The sequence below is a fragment of the Aquisalimonas sp. 2447 genome (assembly GCF_012044895.1).
In the GTDB taxonomy this organism is placed as follows: Bacteria; Pseudomonadota; Gammaproteobacteria; order Nitrococcales; family Aquisalimonadaceae; genus Aquisalimonas.
In genome coordinates this window covers 1,781,911-1,799,957 of the sequence record NZ_CP050695.1, presented here as the reverse complement: position 1 = coordinate 1,799,957, position 18,047 = coordinate 1,781,911, and the positions used below count along the sequence as shown (strand labels likewise).

The following is an 18,047-nucleotide window of genomic DNA, read 5'->3' as shown; positions in this document are numbered from 1 at the left end:
TCAACGACGCCCCAGAATGACCGGTTACCTTGAACTTGTGCTCATCGGTGACCTGCTTCTGGACCTTCTTCCACTCCACACCGAAGGGCGGATTGGCGAGCATGTAGTCGAAGCTCTGGCCGGCGAGGTGGTCGTCGGAGAGCGTGTTGCCGAGCTTGATGTTCTCCACCTGCTGGCCCTTGATCAGCATGTCCGCCTTGCAGATGGCGTAGGACTCGGGGTTCAGCTCCTGGCCGTGCAGGGAGACCCTGACGCTCTCACTCACCTGCTGGATGTACTCGTCGCTCTCGGAGAGAAACCCGCCGGTGCCCGCAGTGGGGTCGTAGACGGTGACGATGCTGTAGGGCTTGAGCTTGTCGTCCTGGCCGGTGAGCACCAGCGAGGTGGTGAGGTGCACCACGTCCCGGGGCGTGAAGTGCTCCCCGGCGGTCTCGTTGGAGCTCTCGGCGAACTTGCGGATGAGCTCCTCGAAGATCGAGCCCATGCCGAAGTTCGAGATGCGCTGAGGGCTGAGATCCATGCCGGCGAACCGCTGCACCACCTGGTAGAGCAGGTTGTTCGCCGAGAGTTGCTGGACGAAGTCCTCGAAGTTGAAGTGCTCGAAGATCTCACGGGCATCCGCGCTGAACGACTGCACGTAGCTCATGAGGTCGTCGGCGGTCTGCGTGTCCGAGAGCGTGCCCAGGGTCAGCGGCGAAGCGTTGAAGAACGGCTGATCGGCGGCGCGCAGCAAAAGACGCTCCCGGACACCGTCCGGCTTGCTGGCATGCTCTCGCGCCGCCTCCAGCACCTGGGCCTTGGTGGGCTCCAGCACGCACTCCAGGCGGCGCAGCAGCGTGAACGGCAGGATCACCCGTCCGTACTGGGACTGCTTGAGATCACCGCGCAGGAGATCGGCGACCTGCCAGATGAATGCGGCCGTCTGGGAGTGGTTCTCGGTGTTCAAGGGACCGTCCTCGATCGATTGTTGTGGGATTTCTTGGCGGCTTCACGATACACAGCCTATGCCAGTCGTCATCGGGCCCGAAATCGGCACTGCCGGGTCGGTTTCCACTTTGTGCACTTCACGCAGCAGCTCCAGACGAGGAGCCTTGTCCAAAAGGTGCTGACAAGAACCTAAGCCCCCGAGGTCGACTGCCGCCAAAGATCAGCCAACTCATCTTGTGTCACTTGAGGCGGAGTCAGCACTTGGCGGCTGAGATCACGTTTGCGCTCTAGTAGTCGGTGCAGGGTAAGATCAAAACTGTTCTCATCAAGCTCTGGATGCAGAGCCATCGGGTAGTAGATATGAATGTCCCGCTCCTGCCCGATTCGGTACACGCGGTCGGTGCATTGATCTTCCACCGCAGGATTCCACCACCTGGACAGGTGGATGACATGATTCGCCGCAGTCAGTGTCAAACCGACACCGCCCGCCTTTGGGGACAGCAGCATGACGTCGAACTGCCCCACCGGCCGACTCTGGAAGGCATCCACTGCGCGTTTCCGCTCGTTGCCACCCACTCGGCCGCTTATGCGCAAAGGCTGCTCAGCCAGGTTGTAACGCTGCTGAAGGTACGGAATCAGTGCCTCCTGCAGGTCCAGATACTCGACGAAAATGAGTGCCTTCTCGCCCTTTGCCTGGATTTCGTCCAACGCTCGCATAGTGGCACGCAACCGCGCAGACGCGTCGACGATTTCGTCCGTAACCCCTGTCTCATCTAGGGAATCGGCGAGAAGCGAGGTCTTGCGCAGGTGCTGTATCGCCTCGAGCACGGCGCCTTGCGTACCCTTGCCCTGTAGTCCCTTGTGCAGTGCAATCGAGTACGCTTCCGCCTGGCGCGGCGGCATTTCTTCGCGCAACTCGTGCGCGCTCTTACCCGGTAAGCCTTCGAGGTGGTCGTCCTTCAGACGTCGCAGAATCGCTGGGGGATGCACCTCGTCTTCGAGCAGGGCGCGTAGAGCACGCGCCCGGTCGGTGTCGCCATCCTCCTCAGCGGGTTTCTGGTAGGTATCGCGAAACTCCTTGAGGGACCCGAGCAAGCCCGCGTGGGACGCGTCCATCAGGGACCAGAGATCGGACAAGCTGTTCTCGACGGGTGTGCCAGTAATGGTAATGACGAAATCGGACTGCAATGACTTCGCCATTTCCGTCATGCGCGATCCGGGATTCTTGATTTTCTGCGCCTCATCGAACCCCACCACAGCCCAGTCAACCGGCATGAATGTGTGGATACGGTCTCGGAGCGTTTCGTAGGTAGTCATCACCCAGTCCGCTTCTTGAAGGCGTTGTGTCCGGCGATGCAGGCCGTCCGCTTCAAGTTCAGCAAGCTCTTTGCCGTAAGCACGAATCAAGTCGCCAAGACCGGGTGAGACCAGATGTGTTTCTTCTTCGGCCTCCCAGTTGCGCAGCAGGCCCGTCGGTGCAACAAGAAGAAACGGCTTGCGAGGGTGTTCACCGGACTCCATCTGCTCTTGCATCCAGGCAAGGAATGCCAAGGTCTGCAGTGTCTTCCCCAAGCCCATGTCGTCGGCAAGGAGAACCCCCGGCATGCCCTCGACCCAGGCTGTCTGTAGCCAACTGAGCCCAGCCTGCTGATGGGGGTAAAGGTGTCGTGTCGCCAGAGCGGCTGGTATCCCGCCGGGCTGACCTGCGCGGCGCGGCCGCGTTGCCGCATAGCCAAGTTCTTCCAGATTGTCGATGACAATGGGAACAAGTTCCTCGTCCTCCTCATCATCATCCGTGCCTGGTTCCTTGGGCGGCTTATCCGGCTTGGATTTATTCGCCACTAGCTTACTCAGGGTCTTCAGCGTGTTTTCGTTCACTGGAACGCTGGTTCCCTGATAATTCACTGATTCTCTTCCGTCTTCCAGGGCCCCCCGGACTTGCTCGTAGAGATCGGGCGCATCCTGCAACGGAAGCGTCACGAACTGATCGCCAAGCGGGACGCCGACGGTGTGCGCACCCGAGAACGCGTCAGCTTCCTCCGGAAGCCACTGGTTTCCCTTGTTCGACACATAAGCACAGAGTTTGGGATGCCATTGACCAAGGCACTGCACGCGGCTGCTGAGAAATCGGGGCTGTTCGACAAACAGGTTCTCAAGTACCTCTTCATCGATCTCCTCACCCAGTTCATCACGCAACGTCGCGTGGGGATTGGCGATGAACGCCTGACGTGCCGCACCCGGCTCCTTCTGTTTCCGGTGAACCACAGACAGCGCACGCCTTGTCTGCTCGGGGACCACGACATACCAGCCACCACCCAGTGCGTAGTGTCCTCCGGCATCCGACATCCTGCGAAAGCGATCCGTAAAGGTCTGATGGTGAGCATCGGGGAGTGCCTCATCGGGCTCGGGCTGCTCCCCCTCTAGCACCGTCTGTTTCCGTCCACGGCTGAGCAGCACTGGATCGAAGCTAGCATCCTCTTTCACGTCCAGGGTGAATGCGTCGGCGCGCACGAGCTGAATCGTCTGGAGTTGCTGATCAACCACCGCATCTTCAGGAAGGAGCGCCTTTATGGCATCCCAGCGCGCGAACCGGCCATCCGTATCCGCCGGGTCAAGCGCCTGATACTCCCGTATTGCCTCGAGGATGCTGTAAAGGGGATCAAGGAGCATGTACTGTCGCGACCCTGATTTAAGGAGTACACCATCCCGGTTACCACCCATGACCGGCTTGCCGTCGTGGCGCAGTAGTCGCGACTTAAGTTTGAATCCGTTACTCGCGATCGGGCCCTCACCCCTGATCTCGAGACGAAAAGGCCCGGCTTCGGGCAACTCGAGCGCACGCAGTTCCCATGCCGCAAACTCTGCGAGGCGCTCGTCACTGACGAACACGCCATCGGAGAGTTCCGCGGCGTCACCATCCTGCAAGAGCGTCGCGAGAATCGCCTTCCCTGTCTGATGCCGCGGCTGCAGAAGAAAACCACCTTCCCGCCGCACCCAACTATCGTGTTCGACCATGGGGCATTAGCTCCCTGATGCTGAAACGGATCCCCGTTTGCTTCCGAATATAACTTTCCACCTTGCGCTGCCAGGTCCCTCGCTCCGCGCCATGGTGTGCTTGCTCGAAATCGGGACCAGTCACCAAGTCCGACCGTTGATAACGCTGTTTGTAGAACTGTGGCCCGGAGGATTCCCGGTCGCTCCAGATGCGCACCTTTGAGGAGTGACTCCACTCCGTGATAACTAAATTGCCCACACGTAGAACAAGCACTGCCTGGTCATTGCGGGCGCCATCACCGCTCTTCAGTTCCCCATATGTCCCAGCAAGGCGGCTTAGATAGCTCCTGGAATCCTGGGCAATTTTCCAGCCAAGAGCGACCCAGGCATCCGTGATATGGCCTTCGCGAAGATAGGCGAGCCAGAATGCACTGCGGTAGCGCCACTGGCGGTCCGCGTTCTCGTAGTACCTCGCCTGCTGGTCCAGCAAGCGGAAGAAATCCTCGAGCGTCCCCTCAACCAACCATTGCCGGAAGACTCGCTGCGCAGCCTCTCCGACCCTGTTCCAGCCAGTAGACTTCAGACGCGGATCGCCCAGGTGACTCAGTAAAAACCCCTTGATGGACTCTTTCACCTCTTTATCCGGATCCCGCTCCTCGAAGGGCACCAGAAGAGCTTCGGCCAAGTCCCCTAGCAGCTCCGGCCCAAACCGAAAGCTCACCCCTGGCTCCCCCTGCCGCAGTGCTAGCGACAGCCGCCGCTCTAGTTCTTCGGCATTCAGGGCACCCCGCTTCAGGTCTCGTCGCAGATCGCTCATGACCCCGCGAAAGACAAACCGGACGAACGCGGAGTCGCTCAGGCTGCCGGAAAGCCCCACTCGATCGAGGAACGCTTGCCCATGCTCTGTACTGGCCCCAAAGGCTTGGGCAATCACCTTGTAGCCATCGGAGTCGAGCAACCGATGGGTGTCATGCAAATCGAGAAAGGCTCTGGCCCTGGGGGATCTTGAAGACCTCAATCCGTCAATGGCGACGTCGCGGAACGCGGCGATCTCTGCCGTCTTCGGGTGAAAGTAGTACAGGTAAGCATGTGCAACCGCGAGAAATGCCCGAGGTTTCCCGGCACCCTGGACGCATTTCAGGTACCACCGCACGAAACCGGCATGTTCACCAAGCGCTCCTCCTTCGGGACGGTAGGCTCCAAGCACCGCCCACGGACTCAACCGCAATCTCCGCAACGAACGCCACCAGGTCTCATCACGGTTCTGGTAGGCCGCCCAGAGTTCTCTCGCGACGCGTTCAAGGTCTTCCGCGGGTGGAACCTCGGCGCCGGCGCCTGAGAACATGCGGCGGACATGTTCGTGAGCGCCCTTCAGCAGAGGCTCTCTGGAATAAAAGTCCGGGACTTTCGGCGCGCGGATCAGCGCCGCACGCTGTTTGACCAACGCCGTCATTCGGCACCTCGTCCGCGAAGTGCCTCGATCACCTCTGGGTCATTCGTTGGTGGTGCCATAATGAATCGCAGGTCAATACGGCGGTTCTGGGGATCGGCGGTTGGGACGTCATAGTCTCTCCCCGGAAGGGGGCGCGAGTAACCGTACCCTGCCACGCTGAAAATCCGTTGTTTGTCACGATTCACGAGTTCGGTCAGGCTTGGCGACACCTCTGCGAATTCCCGGTATGCCCGAATCGCCCGATTCGCAGACAGCTCCCAGTTCTGATCGACTCCTTGCCGCATCATAGGTTGGTTGTCGGTGTGTCCCTCGATAAAAACCGCCTCTAACGCACCCAGAGTCTCCGCACTGCACTCCCGAGCGGCGGCGGCGTCGCGGTCCAGCTCCGTATAACAGGGAATAACATCGACTAGGACTTCCGCAATTACCGCAGCATTCTTTCCTGCCTGGCCGCTAAGCTCCGCCCTTCCACTTTCAAACTCGATGGCGCGCTCGTCTAAGCGCAGAACTCCCACCTCAGCTTCGACCGTGACCTGGATCCCCTGTGCGGCCAAAGCCCTCTCTAGCTCCCGAAGCATACGCTCGCGCAAATCCTCTATGCCGCTGTACGCGCTCACTAGCGCACGCAGGCTCTCTTGTTCTTCCCGAAGGCTGTCCTGCTCCGCCTGAGCCTCTCTCTGGGCCTGCTGGAAGTTGAGAACAAAGGCCATGAGCGTAATCACGAACACGAACAGAAGGCCCGACATGATGTCGGATACCGACATCATGTAGCTGGCCCCGTCGTCCTCCAACCGGCTGTTGGCGTCGCGCTCTGTCATGCCCGCTCATTCGCGTAACTGTTGAATTCCTCAATGGTCTCTTCGAGCTGTCGGACCGCACCCGCAAGCTGCTCGACGACTTTGGTTGCGTGCTCATCGAGCCCTTGCACGTAACGGTTCGTGGAATCCGCGTACTCTGACAAGCCCTCTTGGAGCTGCTCGAAGACCTTGTCCAAGGACTCATCCACACGCTGGAAGCGCTCCTCGTAGCTTTTCCAGATATCGGTCGTCTGGGACTGAGTACGCGAGAGTTGATCCGCCGCATCCGAGACTTTCTGCATCGCAGTGCCGATGTCGCCAGCGGCCCCCTCCACTCGGCTCCCCGTCTCCTGGAACCGCTGACCAGCAGTCTCCAGCGGCTCTTTAACCTCGGCGAGCGCCTTATGGGACGTATCGACGGACTCAAGAAGCTGGCGCATCTTCTCGTTCAGGTCCTGCGTATTGGATGTCATCTCCCGAATATCCGCGATGGACTGGCGCAACTTGGCTACCGACTCATCAAACCGCTCGACGATTTCATTCATGTTGGTCGTAGTGGTCTCGGTTGCCGCTCGGAGCTCACGGGTCATTTCGGCCACTGTCTGACTGATCTCAGTAACCAGCCCACGCACCGCACTGGAGAGCTCTTCATTGAGCTGGCGGCTGCTCTCCCGGAAGGTGTCTGAAAGCTCTTGGATGGTGCGCTGTGAGGCAGCCTGCATCTCCTCATGACTGGAAGACATGGCTTGGACCTGCTGTTCCAGACTCTGGCCCATCTGTTGCACCGTCCCGGCGAACGCCTTCATCTCCTCACCTGCAGCCGAGGAGATTGACTCGGAGAACTCGCGCATCAGCCGCTCGAGTGTCTCGTCGCTCGCCTGTCGTTGCTCCGATCGCATGCCTTCGATCTCGTGGACCACGCGCTCCAGCACAGGAGTCAACTTCGAAGTAACACGGTCATCCAACGCTTCGGAAATCTGGAAGGCGAGATCATTGCTGAAATGCTCTAGAGCCGCACGCTGCTGCTTGAGTTCGCGAAGTGACTCATCTGTAAGGCCCTCCTGAGTCACTCGGCTCAGACGCGCGTCCAATGCTTCGACCCACTCGTTACAGAGTTGATCGAACTGGTGAACCTTTCTCTTCTCCCAGGACGAGAAGGCGATCGAGGATACGAGACCAACAATCGATGTCATGAAGGCAAGAGCGGCCCCGCTAAGCAGGGCCGACAAAGCCTGCTGTGCTTGCCCCACATCCTCGGCAGCCAGCCCCTGGCTCGCCTGTCCGATACCGATAACAAGACCAACGAATGTCCCAAGGATACCTGTGCCGGTAAGGAGATTCGGTAGAGCGTTGTAAATGCGGAGGTTTACTCGCGGCTCAAGGAGATTCTGCCGGTTGAAATATCGATCAGGAGCAGCGGTGTTCCTAATGGTAGGAGTCTCACCTGAATCGCTGTCCATGTCGGGGAAGATCAGCGTCTCGGAGAACTCAGCCCATGTGTGCTTGAGCACAAGGCTGCGCTCGAACGTCTCTTCGAGTTCGGAGAAGTACTCGGCGAACTCCCCTTCTCCGCCGGTATTCTTTAGCGTCTGGACGCACGACCGAAAGTCGCGGATCAACGGCTCGATCCGATACTTCAAGCGGTAGCGGGCTACAAGCGCCCAAAGAATGATCGCACTGCAAATGACTGCAATGCCCGGCACCGACGTGATCAAACCAAGCCATTGCATCACTGGTACTGCTTCAAGGATTTCCATCGGGTCTCCAATCCCATAACGAACCCACAAGCCGCGGTCACCTGCTGCAGCCTCGCGCAAGCTGTGTCCGGTTTCGGTGATTCAGGGAATCACGGGCAGGTTTCGTCGTGTTCTCGTGGCCGCCGCAACCAGCAAATCCTTGGCTGTCTATACCGGTCGTTTGTTCCTTTCCGGATGGCGCCATTCCCTCGCAAAAAGGGAATCAGGTCAATACGCAAGGCCGCTGCTCGGAAGCTCGGCGAGGGAGCAGAGACAAAGTCCGCACAGGACTTGATTCTCGATGTCCTAGCCTGCCCCCAAAACACTTGATGTGACACCTGACTGTGCGCGTTGGTAATACATGGTGCGCCTGGCTCATTAACCCTTCGAGGGACTCGCCGTCCCCCGCGTCAAGCGCTGACGTCATCATGCGTCTCTCGCTTATAGTCTCCCGGTGCAAGCCGGATCATCCATTCGCTAAGCTGGTCATCCGGAATGCCGGCCTGGTCGAGCATGGCCAGCAGTTCCTCCTGCCGGGGCTGCCCGAAGACCACACGATAGGCTGCGAGCTGGCGACGCAGCCGGCGGAACGCCTCGACCTCCCGCGTGTAGGGCAGCGTTGGAACGTGGCGCTCGACCTTGCTCGGTCCAGGGGCAACCCAGTACGGGACCAGATCATCCTGACCGGCCTCACGGGCCGCAAAGTCCGCGGCCGTGAACAGTAGTCGCCAGAGGTCCGCACTCGGTGCCCACCGGGCACGGGCTGCGTCCGCGTAGTAGCCCGCGACGTTCCGCCGGACCGCATGCCCTTTGTACCGGTGCACGCGCCCCTCGCGTTGTTCGAGATCGACCGGGTTCCCGGGAAGATTCCAGTGGATCAGGCGGTGACACCAGGGGTGGAAGTCGAGCCCTTCCTGGCCCACCGAAGTGCTCGTGAGCACGAATGGCCGGAAGGGGCTGTTGAAAGCGCTGCGCACCGCATCCTGGCTGATCACGCCCTGTTCGGTGCGGACGTCACCGAAGCGCTGCGCGAATGTGGTGCGGATGCGCAGGGTTTCGGTCGTCAGCCGTCCTTGGTGGTCCGCCTCATGGAACTGCGCGTGCACGCGCGACGGGCGCGGCTCGATGGTCGCCACCAGCTCCTGGACGCAGCGCCTCGCCACCTCTTCCGGCGGCTCACTCTCGGACCAACCGAATTGCTCCCAGTAGAGGTGCCAGGCTTCATCCAGCACGGCCTGGAGATTGCCGTCGACCGTGTACCGCAGCACCCGGCGCCAGTGAGCGTTGTCCGAGGACTGCCGGGCATCTCCGTAGATTTGGTCCAGCAGGCAGATCACCGCCGGGCGGTTGAAGAGATTCCAGAACGCGTGGGCGATCTGGGTCGCGCGCGCCCGCCGTTGCCGCTCACCGAGCCCGGCACTAGCAAGCGTTCGGGCGGCCACCACGCCCGGCGCCCCCAGGGCGACGTCGGTCAACAACTCCACAAGCCCTGCTGGCGGACGGCCCAACTCACCGGGATCCAGGTTGGCCAGGTCATCCAGGTAGTGCGGCAGGGCCTCGGGGTTCGGCTTCCCGGTGTCCTGATCGGACGCCTGCGCCCAGTATCGGAAAAAGGCTCTGAGCTCCGGTTCCAGAACGACTGGCGCCATATACTCCCAGCGGGGATCCTCTGCCTCCTCGCTCGTGGCTTCCGTCACTTCAGCCAGCATGGCCTCGATACGTTCGCCGACCCAGGCGCGGACATCGGAACCCTCGGGGGCGGCCAACGGATGGAGTTCATCGGCGAAGCGAAGTGATGGCACCAACAACAGGAGCAGTCGGTGCCGAGATCGTCCGACACCTTCCTGGTCGGTGAAGCGCAACAGCGGGCGCCGTTGGCTGGCCGGATCCTCATAGTGCGCAAGGGCTTCCCCCATCATGCGCCGCTCCGCCTCATAACTGAGCACGCCACTGACCACATCGGGGACGAAGTTCCAAGCGGAGAAGAGCAGGCTCTTGGTGCGGTCCTCCTGTCCCTGGAATGGGCCACCCAAGTTCCAGTACGGGAGGGATGGCGGCATCCACAGCAGCCGCCAAAGGCCCGTATCCAGCAGCTCCGAGACGACGGCACGCAGCTTGGCATTGCCCGGATCCATTTCCCGCCAACGGGATAGCTCGCTGCGTTCAAGAAAGGCTTCCGGGTAGCGACGCTGGACGGCCGTCAGCTTCTCGGGCTGGAGGAGCGCCGTCTCCTCGACCCGATCGTTGACCCGATACCCCTGCATGAAATGCGGTAGATAGGGCCCGGCTTTCCAGTAGACCATCGGATCACTGGCACCGACGGCGCGGAACCACGCGTCGGCGGCGAGATACTGCCGCACATCCGCCGGCTCGACACTAAGCGCGACCGAGGCCTCTCGCATCATGCCGTCGTGTTCCTCACTGGCGGCAACCCGCTCGGTACGGGCCATGATGGCGCGCAGGCTCGCTTCCACGGCCACCTTCGCCGCCCGGACCTCGGTGGGGATGCCAGTAGCAGCACGCTTCAACTGCTGACTGAATCGGGAGAGCTGGCTGTCCAGCGTGGCCACCCGTTCACCGTCGTAGCCCAGGAGAAAGCGCGTCGTCGCATGGAAATCCTGGTAGTGGTCGTCCGTGTCGAGCTCTGCATCCGTGGTGTAGAGCTTATACGGCGTTGCCGAGAGCAGCAGCGTGCGCACCGGCTCGTTGTGCTGGTTGGTGGCCGTGAACAGGTGCCGTGCGAGCTCCGTCGCCGGATCATCGTCGTCGGCATCCTGGTTGATCAGTGCCTTGAATCGCTGGAACTCATCGAGGATAACGAGATCCGGCTGCAGCGCCTCGACGCAGCATTCGGCAAGACGCTGCCGGAGCTCTCCAGTGACCTGATTCCTGGCCTGACGGGCCTCCACGCCATACTCTTCCGGCGCTTCCAGAAACCACCGCTCGATCACCGCCTCGAGGCGTTCGAACAATGCGTGATCACCGATGACCGCTGCCTGAAAGCGCTGCCGAATGCCGGGCTCCAGCGGAAGGGGCGTCCCCAGCAGATCCAGCCAGCGATCCCGCCCGACCCAGCCCTGGAGCAGGTTGGCCAACCCTTCCCGGCGTGAGACCACATCAACAAGCAGCCAGTAGAGCACGCGCCGCTCGCGCTCCATGCCACCGGAATGCCCCATGTTGAACGAGGTACCGGGGGTGAAACTGATGAAGTTCACCCTCCCCTCGCCGAGCCCCCTGCCGCCCTGGCGCGGTGCAAGCTCGGTGGCGAGCATGGTCAGTCGTGTTGCCAGCGCCACCGACTGCTGGGCGTCGGCCTCCACCCGCAACTTGGGCAGGTTGGATCGGGCGATACTCTGGTTGCTGCAGATGTAGACCACATCGATGCGGTCGCTTCGGTCCCAGAGGTGATCAATCGCGCGGGCGATCACCCCGCGGGCCACAAGGGTCTTGCCGAGCCCGACCTCGTCGGCCACAAGAAAGCGGTGGGTGCTGTCCGGCGCAGTGAACAGGCGCAAGAATGCATGATCGACGGTACGCCGCTGGAAGGGTTTCAACGGGCGCAGAATCGCCTCGACGTCCGGACGCTTCACCGCGTTGCCCTCCCCTCTAACGCCTGATCGACCGCCTGCCAGATCGCCCGTAGTTCCTCTGGGACCACCGCCGCATCACCGGAGACCTCGGTGAGATCCTCGATCACGCTGCGGACAGCCTCCAGACGCTCGGGATCCCGGGATGCGGCACGGAGAAGGTCTTCCAGCAGGGTGTCCGCATCGAACCCACTGCCCCAGTGTTGGCCCTGCCCGTCCTCATCGTCCTCGCCACCCGCCCACTCCATCAGCCCCTCGAGACCGCCCAGCAGGGCGCGCAGGAACTGAAGGAATCGCTCGGGGGTATTGATGATCATGCGCAGAACGCGATCGGAGCGCCCGTCCGGCATGCCCTCGGTGGGCAGTTTCAAGACAAAGGTCAGGTCATCGACCTCCGCCGCCGTGGCGCGGAGCCGGAAGGCAACGAATGCCGTCAAACGCTCCAGGGGCAACTGCCAGGACGCGCCATCAACCGGGCTCCGCGCCTGCTCCCGGTTGAGGGTTACGGGCCAGTAGCCAACCTCCACACCGGCGGCGACCGGCAATGAGCCCGCCAACTCCCAGCGCCAGTCTTCCTCGCCCGGCGTACAGCAAATGCGCAGGTCACCATGCAGAAGGTCGTCGCGAAGCTGCTGCAGCGCCTTCTCGGCCGCCACGCTGGTGGCATCCGCCGGCTCGGTGTCCTTGGCGGCATAGGGCGCGCACAACTGCGCGAAGCCCGCCTCCAGGAACCGGTCAATCCCGACGCCTTTGCCCTCGCTGTAGCCCTTGCTGCCGCTGACCTCGGCCATGACCTCCACGTTGCGCCCAGCAAGAGCGGACCAGGTCAGGTTGGCGGACCCGACGAACCAGTGCGCCCGGTAACCGTGTTCCATGATGATTGCCTTAGCGTGCAGGCCTGCCGGTCGCCCGGCCGTCTCATCCTCGGCCTCCTCCAGGTCCGCTTCCATCATGACCTGCTGGTCAATCCATTGCCGATGCACGGCGTCCGGTAGCGCATCCAGGGTCTCGGCACGGCTGACCAGCATCCGCTCCTTTGCCCCGCTCGCCGTCAACGCCCGGAGCCCGTCGGCACCCACGAACGGCGCAATGGCAAGGACCCGCCGGGCCGTGGGCATTGGCTGCCACGCTCGGTTTGCAGGGGCGTCACTGAGCCCTAACGTGTGAAACGTGACCTCGCTGTCGAAACCTTCCGGCGCCGGAAAGCGCGTGCGCCCCAGTTCCTCACTCAGGTGCTGCAGCTCCGCGTCGAGTTCCGGCTGCAGCGTCTGCGCTGCGAATGTCGGCAGCCGGCGAACCAGGTCCGATAGAGACGCTGAGCCCGGCACCGATTCGGCCTCGCCCGGGCTTCCCTCGCTGACCAGAGCAATGTCCCAGGAGCGATCAAAGGTGAGATTGCGCGATGCGACGGATACCCGGATGACGGGTTGTTCGTCGTCCGATGCGAACCGTGCGACCCAGACTTTGGGATGGAACGCTCCGCCGCCCGGGGCGCGCACCGGGTGGACGCTCGGCTCGAGGGCGGAGTAGAGTTCACGCGGCAAGTGCGGAACGGCGATACCCGTCTCGTCGACAAACACGTGGACGCGGTCCGTCGCCTCGCGCAGCGCCTGGAGGAGCAGCAGCGGTTGCTCGAGCAGCGTATCGACACCCTCATCGGACTGCGCCAGCACGGCAAGCGGCAGCGCCAGCAGCACTTCGAGATCCAGGCTGTAGGTGGTCATCACCGCACGATCCAGCCTGTAGCCGGGCGGAGGCCGCAGGATATCAGTGGCGACTTGGCGTGCGTCGGGGGCCAGCATCAGTTGGCGAGTCCGTGATGGAGGTCGGTGAGCATCTGCCGGACCTGCGGCCAGCGAAAGCTCATTCGGCCGACGCCAACGTCCCCGCGCCAGTCCAGCAGGCGGCTGTGATTGACTGTCCGGGCGCGGGCTCCCTTGAGCATTCGCTCGCGCTTTTCGATCAACTGGCGCAGCGCGGTACTGTCGGCGACGCTGGCCGCGCCTGACCGGGCAATCGCCTCGGACCAGGCCTCAACGAATCGCTTCTGGGGCGGTTTCACCGCAACACCGCGCTGTGCCGCCAGAGCCCAGAGCGCGTCGGGATTGAACGGAGCCTCCCCCGCTTCCCTCGCCGCCCACTCCCCGAGGCGTTCGCGGTAGTCTTCAATGCGATCACTGTCCGTCCCGTTGTGATCGCCGGCGCGATCCCGCCGCATCTCCGCCAGCAGGAGGTTATAGAGAAGCGGCGCCCCTTCCACATGGAGGGAAAAGCGCTGCGCCAGCTCAGCAATCCCCGTAATGGTCGAGGGTGCCTCCCAGACCTGTGGCTCTTCCCAGAGGGCCGCTGAGGAGCCAAGGCCCGCGCCGCCCTCCCCTGCGAGCCAGGCGAGCAGGCTGCCGTTGACGTTTGCCTGGATGCAGCCCTGCACGAACGCCGCCTCCTCACGGGTTAACCGGAAGTTTGCCGCCTCGAACAGGTCCGTCGGCGGCTCGGGCACGCGGGGGTGCCAAGTGGGCTCCTGGGTCCAGGTCACGCCGGGGTCATCCGCACGACCCGCCGGCTCCGCGCGAGCAAGTCGGCGGAAATGCCGGTGATACCAGCTCTGACTCTGACGCGGCACGAACACGCCCCAGCGCACCAGTGCCGCCCAGTATGCGGAGCTCGGCAATCTGGAGAGCCCGCGCCCGGCCTCCGAACCGATGATGCCTGACCCGCCGTCTCCGGACTTGAGAGCTTCGATGAGGGCGATCTCCCGGGCACGCGCCTCACCCGAGACATCCGAAATGCGCTTGTCGTCGCGTTCCATCGCCCGGTAGATCCAGGGGATGAACAGCACGTAGCGCATGCGGGTATGCAGCACGGATGTACCCGGGAAGAGCGAATCCGAGAGCAGATCACGCAACGTGCCGAGCCCGAGCTCGTCAACGGTACCCTGCTCACGGAAGAGATCGAGGACCTGGCGGACCTTGTTGCGGTCCGCAGCAGTCAAATCGATCCACGTAAGAGTCGCGGTCGGCGCTGTCGGCATGCCTGCGGATCACACTCCCTATGTCGGCTCATGTCGCTCGCGCGAGTCAGCGCATCATCGGCGGGATTCCCGTAGGGAATCCCGACTCACCGTTCAGAACGGTGACAAACTTCCCTGAAGGTGTCCACTGGACATGTCATGCACTGGAGCACGTGTGGCAGCCATCAGGGGCTGGAGGCTAAACAAACGCTTCGAAGCGCATATCTCTATGAGTAGGGAACTGGTCTGGTGTTGTTCGGCTTTCGGACCGCGAATCGCAATAAATCATGCACAGAAGCCGGTCGTTTTGCAGGAAACAGCGGTTGTGGATTTGAGAAAATGAGCCATGTGCAGCGCGGCCACCCCGGGCGACGGAAAGCGGATTCGACGCAGAGGAGATAACTGATGTTCCTGGACCACGACGAACTGGAAGACTTGACTGGATATAAACGAGCCGCTGACCAGCGGCGCTGGCTTATTCAGAACGGTTACAAGCATGAACTGGATGCACGCAACAGGCCTAAGGTGCTCCGCTCTCACGTAGAACAGAGGCTGGGTGGTAGCATCGAGGCGACGCGCGAACCAAAGCTCCGCTTGCCATGAGACCACGAAAAAAAGACCGCCATCTGCCCCCATGCGTGTACTACAAGCATGGAGCCTATTATCTCGTTCGCGCAGGTAAGTGGGTGAACCTGGGACGCGACTATGCCTCTGCCATCCACAAGTATGCGACGCTGCACAGCCGTTCCGGCACCAACATGGGAGCGCTCATCGACAAGGCCTTGGCAGACGCCCATGAGCGCGGGCTCAAAGCCAACACGCTGGAACAGTACGGCATCGCTGCCCGCCGTTTGAAAGACGCCTTCGCCGAGTTCGCGGTCGCGGACGTCCAACCGAAACATGTGGGGCAGCTTATGGATGCTTACAGAAAGTCTCCAAACTTCGCCAACCGCATGCGCAGTCTACTTAAGATGGCCATGGACCACGCTGTCCGCGTTGGCATGAGAGACGCGAACCCGGTCCTGTCAATCGAACGTTTCGATGAGCGACAGCGCACTCGCTACATCACTGACGAAGAATGGCGCGCGATATATGCCGAGGCTTCGTCGGCATTACGCTGCATGATGGACATCGCGTACTACACGGGACAGCGCATCGGCGACGTCCTGGCAATCAGGCTGACAGATGTTTCCGAACAAGGCGTGTCGTTCAGACAGGAAAAGACGGACAAGCGCCTGCTCGTTGAGATGTCACCGGGCCTGAGCGATGCCGTGGAACGCGCGAAGCGCCTTCACCGGACACGCCCGCTGTATCTTCTAGGGCAAAGGAACGGCAAGATCCGCTCCTACAGAGGCGCCAGAGATCTGTTCGCCCGCGCTGCCAGTAGAGCGGGCATCAAGGACGTGGGCTGGCATGACATCCGAGCCAAGTCGATCACCGATGCGAAAGCGCAGGGTCTTGACGCCAAGGCGCTAGCAGGTCATTCCACGGAAGCTCAAACCAATCGCTACCTCCGCGGCAAGACGACGGCGCGCGTGAAGGGGCCGAGTTTTAGACAATCGGATGGGTATTAGACAGTGGCAGTCAACACCCCCAGCGACAACAAGCCCTTACAGCACACTCCCATGATGCAGCACCTGGATACGTCGCGCCTCTGGCACTTCGCCAGTGCGACGCTACTGCTCAATGCAGCCTATCTGCTCATCATCCGGACTGGTCTCAACCTGCGCCTGAAGGACCCTAGCCTCACCGGCGCCCAGGTCATGCTGAGCCTGCCGCCGGCATGCTACGCCATGTATCACCTGGAAGAGCCGCAACTGCGGATTACGGTCGTGCTCATGGCCACCGTGGGTATGCTTTTCGCCGCTCTCGCCTTCGATACCCGTCGCATGATCCTGCTCGCGGCATACCATGTGTTGATGTACGGAGTGGTCATCCTGGCACTCATCCAGTGGGCGCCGGAGCGCATCGACCCGAGAGTCGAGATCACGGTGGTGTTCGCCTACAGCGTGGTGCTGCTTCTGATCAGCCTGCTGGGCACCTTCATCGCCGGCCTGCGCCACAAGCTCCGCAAGCGCAACCACGAGCTCAGGGAGGCGATGGCCGAACTCAAGGAACTGGCCACCAGGGATCCCCTCACCCGCCTGCCCAATCGCCGCGCGGTCATGGACCACCTGGCCCACGAGAGCTCGCGCGCGGCGCGCCGTACCCCGGTGCAGCAGTCCCTGTGCCTGTGCATGGCGGATATAGACTTCTTCAAGCACATCAACGATACCTATGGCCATCAGATCGGTGATCACGTGCTGTGCGCGGTGAGTAGCACGCTGCAGACAACCCTGCGACAGGGGGATTTCGTCGGCCGCTTTGGCGGCGAAGAGTTTCTGCTGATGTTCCCGGAGAGCACCCGGGAGGGTGCCGCCATCGCCGCCGAAAGAGTACGGACCGCGATCGAGTCACTGCATGTTGATGACATTCCACCCGAAACCCCGGTGACCATCTCTCTCGGCGTGGCCGTCCATCACCCCGGCGACACCGCGGATGAAACGCTGCGCCGCGCCGACGAAGCGCTCTACACGGCCAAGGAGGAAGGCCGCAACCGCGTCGTCGTTGCCGCAACACCGGTGGGGCCGGCGCGGAAGAACGCCTGACGTCAGCGACCGGCCGCGGCCAGGGTCGCATGCCGTGAGTAGCGGACGTTGAGCCACAGCGCGGCGACCATGATGATGCCACCGAGGGCCAGGCGGAGCAGATCGGCGTCCCGGTTCCAGATCACCAGGTTCACCAACAGGCCAGCCGGAATCAGGGCATTGTTCATCACCGCCAGGGTGCCGCCGTCCACCAGGCAGGCGCCGCGATTCCAGAAGAACAGACCGGCGCCGGTGGCCACCAGGCCGAGCCACACCAGCACACCCCACTGGAGAGCGGTCGCCGGCAACATGGAGGTGTCGCCGAAGATGACGAAACTGGGTACGGAGACCAGCGCCCCTCCCACGAAGAAGTAGCCGAACACCCGGTGCGCCGGCACATCCACCGGATAATGCTGGTACAGGTGCTTGTAGCCCACCTGCCCGGCGGCGAATGCCGCGTTGGCGATCTGAATGAACATAAGGCCGGTGACAAACTCCCCGGTCACACCGTCATAACGAATGACTGCGGCACCGACCACGGCCAGCAGGGCCGCAGCAAGAGCCACCGGCGAGAACCGGCGATACAGCGCATCGTCGATCAGGGCGACGTAGATTGGTGTGGTAATCGTGAAAAGCAGCACTTCGGGCACGGTGAGATACCCGAACGAGCGGTACAGGCACAGGTAGGTGACCCCGAACTGCAGCACACCCACCAGCACCATGCCCCCTGACAGCCCGCGAGGCAATCCGCGCCAGCGCAGCAGCGGGACGAAGACCAGGCCGGCGAGCAGCACCCGGGTGAGCACGGCGAAGTCGTTATCCACCTGCCCGCTGAGGTATTCACCGATCAGGCTGAACGAGAACGCCCACAGCAGTGTAATGAGCACCAGATACGCCAAGCCCTGCCTCCCTCCGT

At 62.1% G+C, this 18,047-nt stretch carries 11 protein-coding genes and 1 pseudogene; 3 read left to right on the top strand and 9 right to left on the bottom strand.

The window, feature by feature from the left end; all coding sequences use genetic code 11:
* Positions 1-28: 28 nt before the first annotated feature.
* From KU884_RS08470 to KU884_RS08435, 8 genes and pseudogenes are all read right to left on the bottom strand, one after another.
* Positions 29-946: pseudogene (locus KU884_RS08470) on the bottom strand (N-6 DNA methylase); the annotation flags it as partial.
* A gap of 170 nt (positions 947-1,116) precedes the next feature.
* Positions 1,117-3,942 (bottom strand): DEAD/DEAH box helicase, encoded by a 2,826-nt coding sequence (locus tag KU884_RS08465; RefSeq protein WP_167782240.1) that lies wholly within the window; start codon positions 3,940-3,942, stop codon positions 1,117-1,119.
* Positions 3,926-5,374, bottom strand: a complete 1,449-nt coding sequence (locus tag KU884_RS08460; protein WP_167782239.1) for an EH signature domain-containing protein — start codon at positions 5,372-5,374, stop codon at positions 3,926-3,928. The genes KU884_RS08465 and KU884_RS08460 overlap by 17 nt, the downstream gene beginning before the upstream one ends.
* Positions 5,371-6,192 carry an OmpA family protein gene (locus tag KU884_RS08455; RefSeq protein ID WP_167782238.1) on the bottom strand — a complete coding sequence of 274 codons (822 nt, stop codon included), beginning with the start codon at positions 6,190-6,192 and terminating at the stop codon, positions 5,371-5,373. Before KU884_RS08455 ends, KU884_RS08460 begins: the two co-directional genes overlap by 4 nt.
* Positions 6,189-7,928, bottom strand: a complete 1,740-nt coding sequence (gene zorA, locus KU884_RS08450; RefSeq protein WP_254432218.1) for an anti-phage ZorAB system protein ZorA — start codon at positions 7,926-7,928, stop codon at positions 6,189-6,191. Before zorA ends, KU884_RS08455 begins: the two co-directional genes overlap by 4 nt.
* Before the next feature lie 389 nt (positions 7,929-8,317).
* The gene (locus KU884_RS18965) at positions 8,318-11,497 is read right to left on the bottom strand and encodes a helicase-related protein (protein WP_167782237.1); all 3,180 of its coding nucleotides are present in this window, start codon (positions 11,495-11,497) and stop codon (positions 8,318-8,320) included.
* A complete protein-coding gene (locus tag KU884_RS08440; RefSeq protein ID WP_167782236.1) occupies positions 11,494-13,296 on the bottom strand; it encodes a phospholipase D family protein in 1,803 nt (600 codons plus the stop codon). Before KU884_RS08440 ends, KU884_RS18965 begins: the two co-directional genes overlap by 4 nt.
* A complete protein-coding gene (locus KU884_RS08435; RefSeq protein WP_167782235.1) occupies positions 13,296-14,525 on the bottom strand; it encodes a DUF6361 family protein in 1,230 nt (409 codons plus the stop codon). Before KU884_RS08435 ends, KU884_RS08440 begins: the two co-directional genes overlap by 1 nt.
* Positions 14,526-14,909: 384 nt before the next feature.
* Here KU884_RS08435 and KU884_RS08430 point away from each other — a divergent pair, with 384 nt between their 5' ends.
* The 3 genes from KU884_RS08430 (at position 14,910) to KU884_RS08420 (ending at position 17,152) form a co-directional block, all read left to right on the top strand.
* Positions 14,910-15,107 carry a DUF4224 domain-containing protein gene (locus KU884_RS08430; RefSeq protein WP_167782234.1) on the top strand — a complete coding sequence of 66 codons (198 nt, stop codon included), beginning with the start codon at positions 14,910-14,912 and terminating at the stop codon, positions 15,105-15,107.
* Between the two features lie 83 nt (positions 15,108-15,190).
* Positions 15,191-16,078 carry a tyrosine-type recombinase/integrase gene (locus tag KU884_RS08425; protein ID WP_254432217.1) on the top strand — a complete coding sequence of 296 codons (888 nt, stop codon included), beginning with the start codon at positions 15,191-15,193 and terminating at the stop codon, positions 16,076-16,078.
* A 3-nt stretch (positions 16,079-16,081) separates the two neighbouring features.
* Positions 16,082-17,152, top strand: coding sequence for a GGDEF domain-containing protein (locus KU884_RS08420; RefSeq protein WP_167782232.1), 1,071 nt, complete (start codon positions 16,082-16,084; stop codon positions 17,150-17,152).
* Between the two features lie 2 nt (positions 17,153-17,154).
* On the opposite strand, the gene KU884_RS08415 is transcribed toward KU884_RS08420, so the two are convergent.
* Positions 17,155-18,030, bottom strand: a complete 876-nt coding sequence (locus KU884_RS08415) for a carboxylate/amino acid/amine transporter (RefSeq protein ID WP_167782231.1) — start codon at positions 18,028-18,030, stop codon at positions 17,155-17,157.
* Positions 18,031-18,047 lie beyond the last annotated feature (17 nt).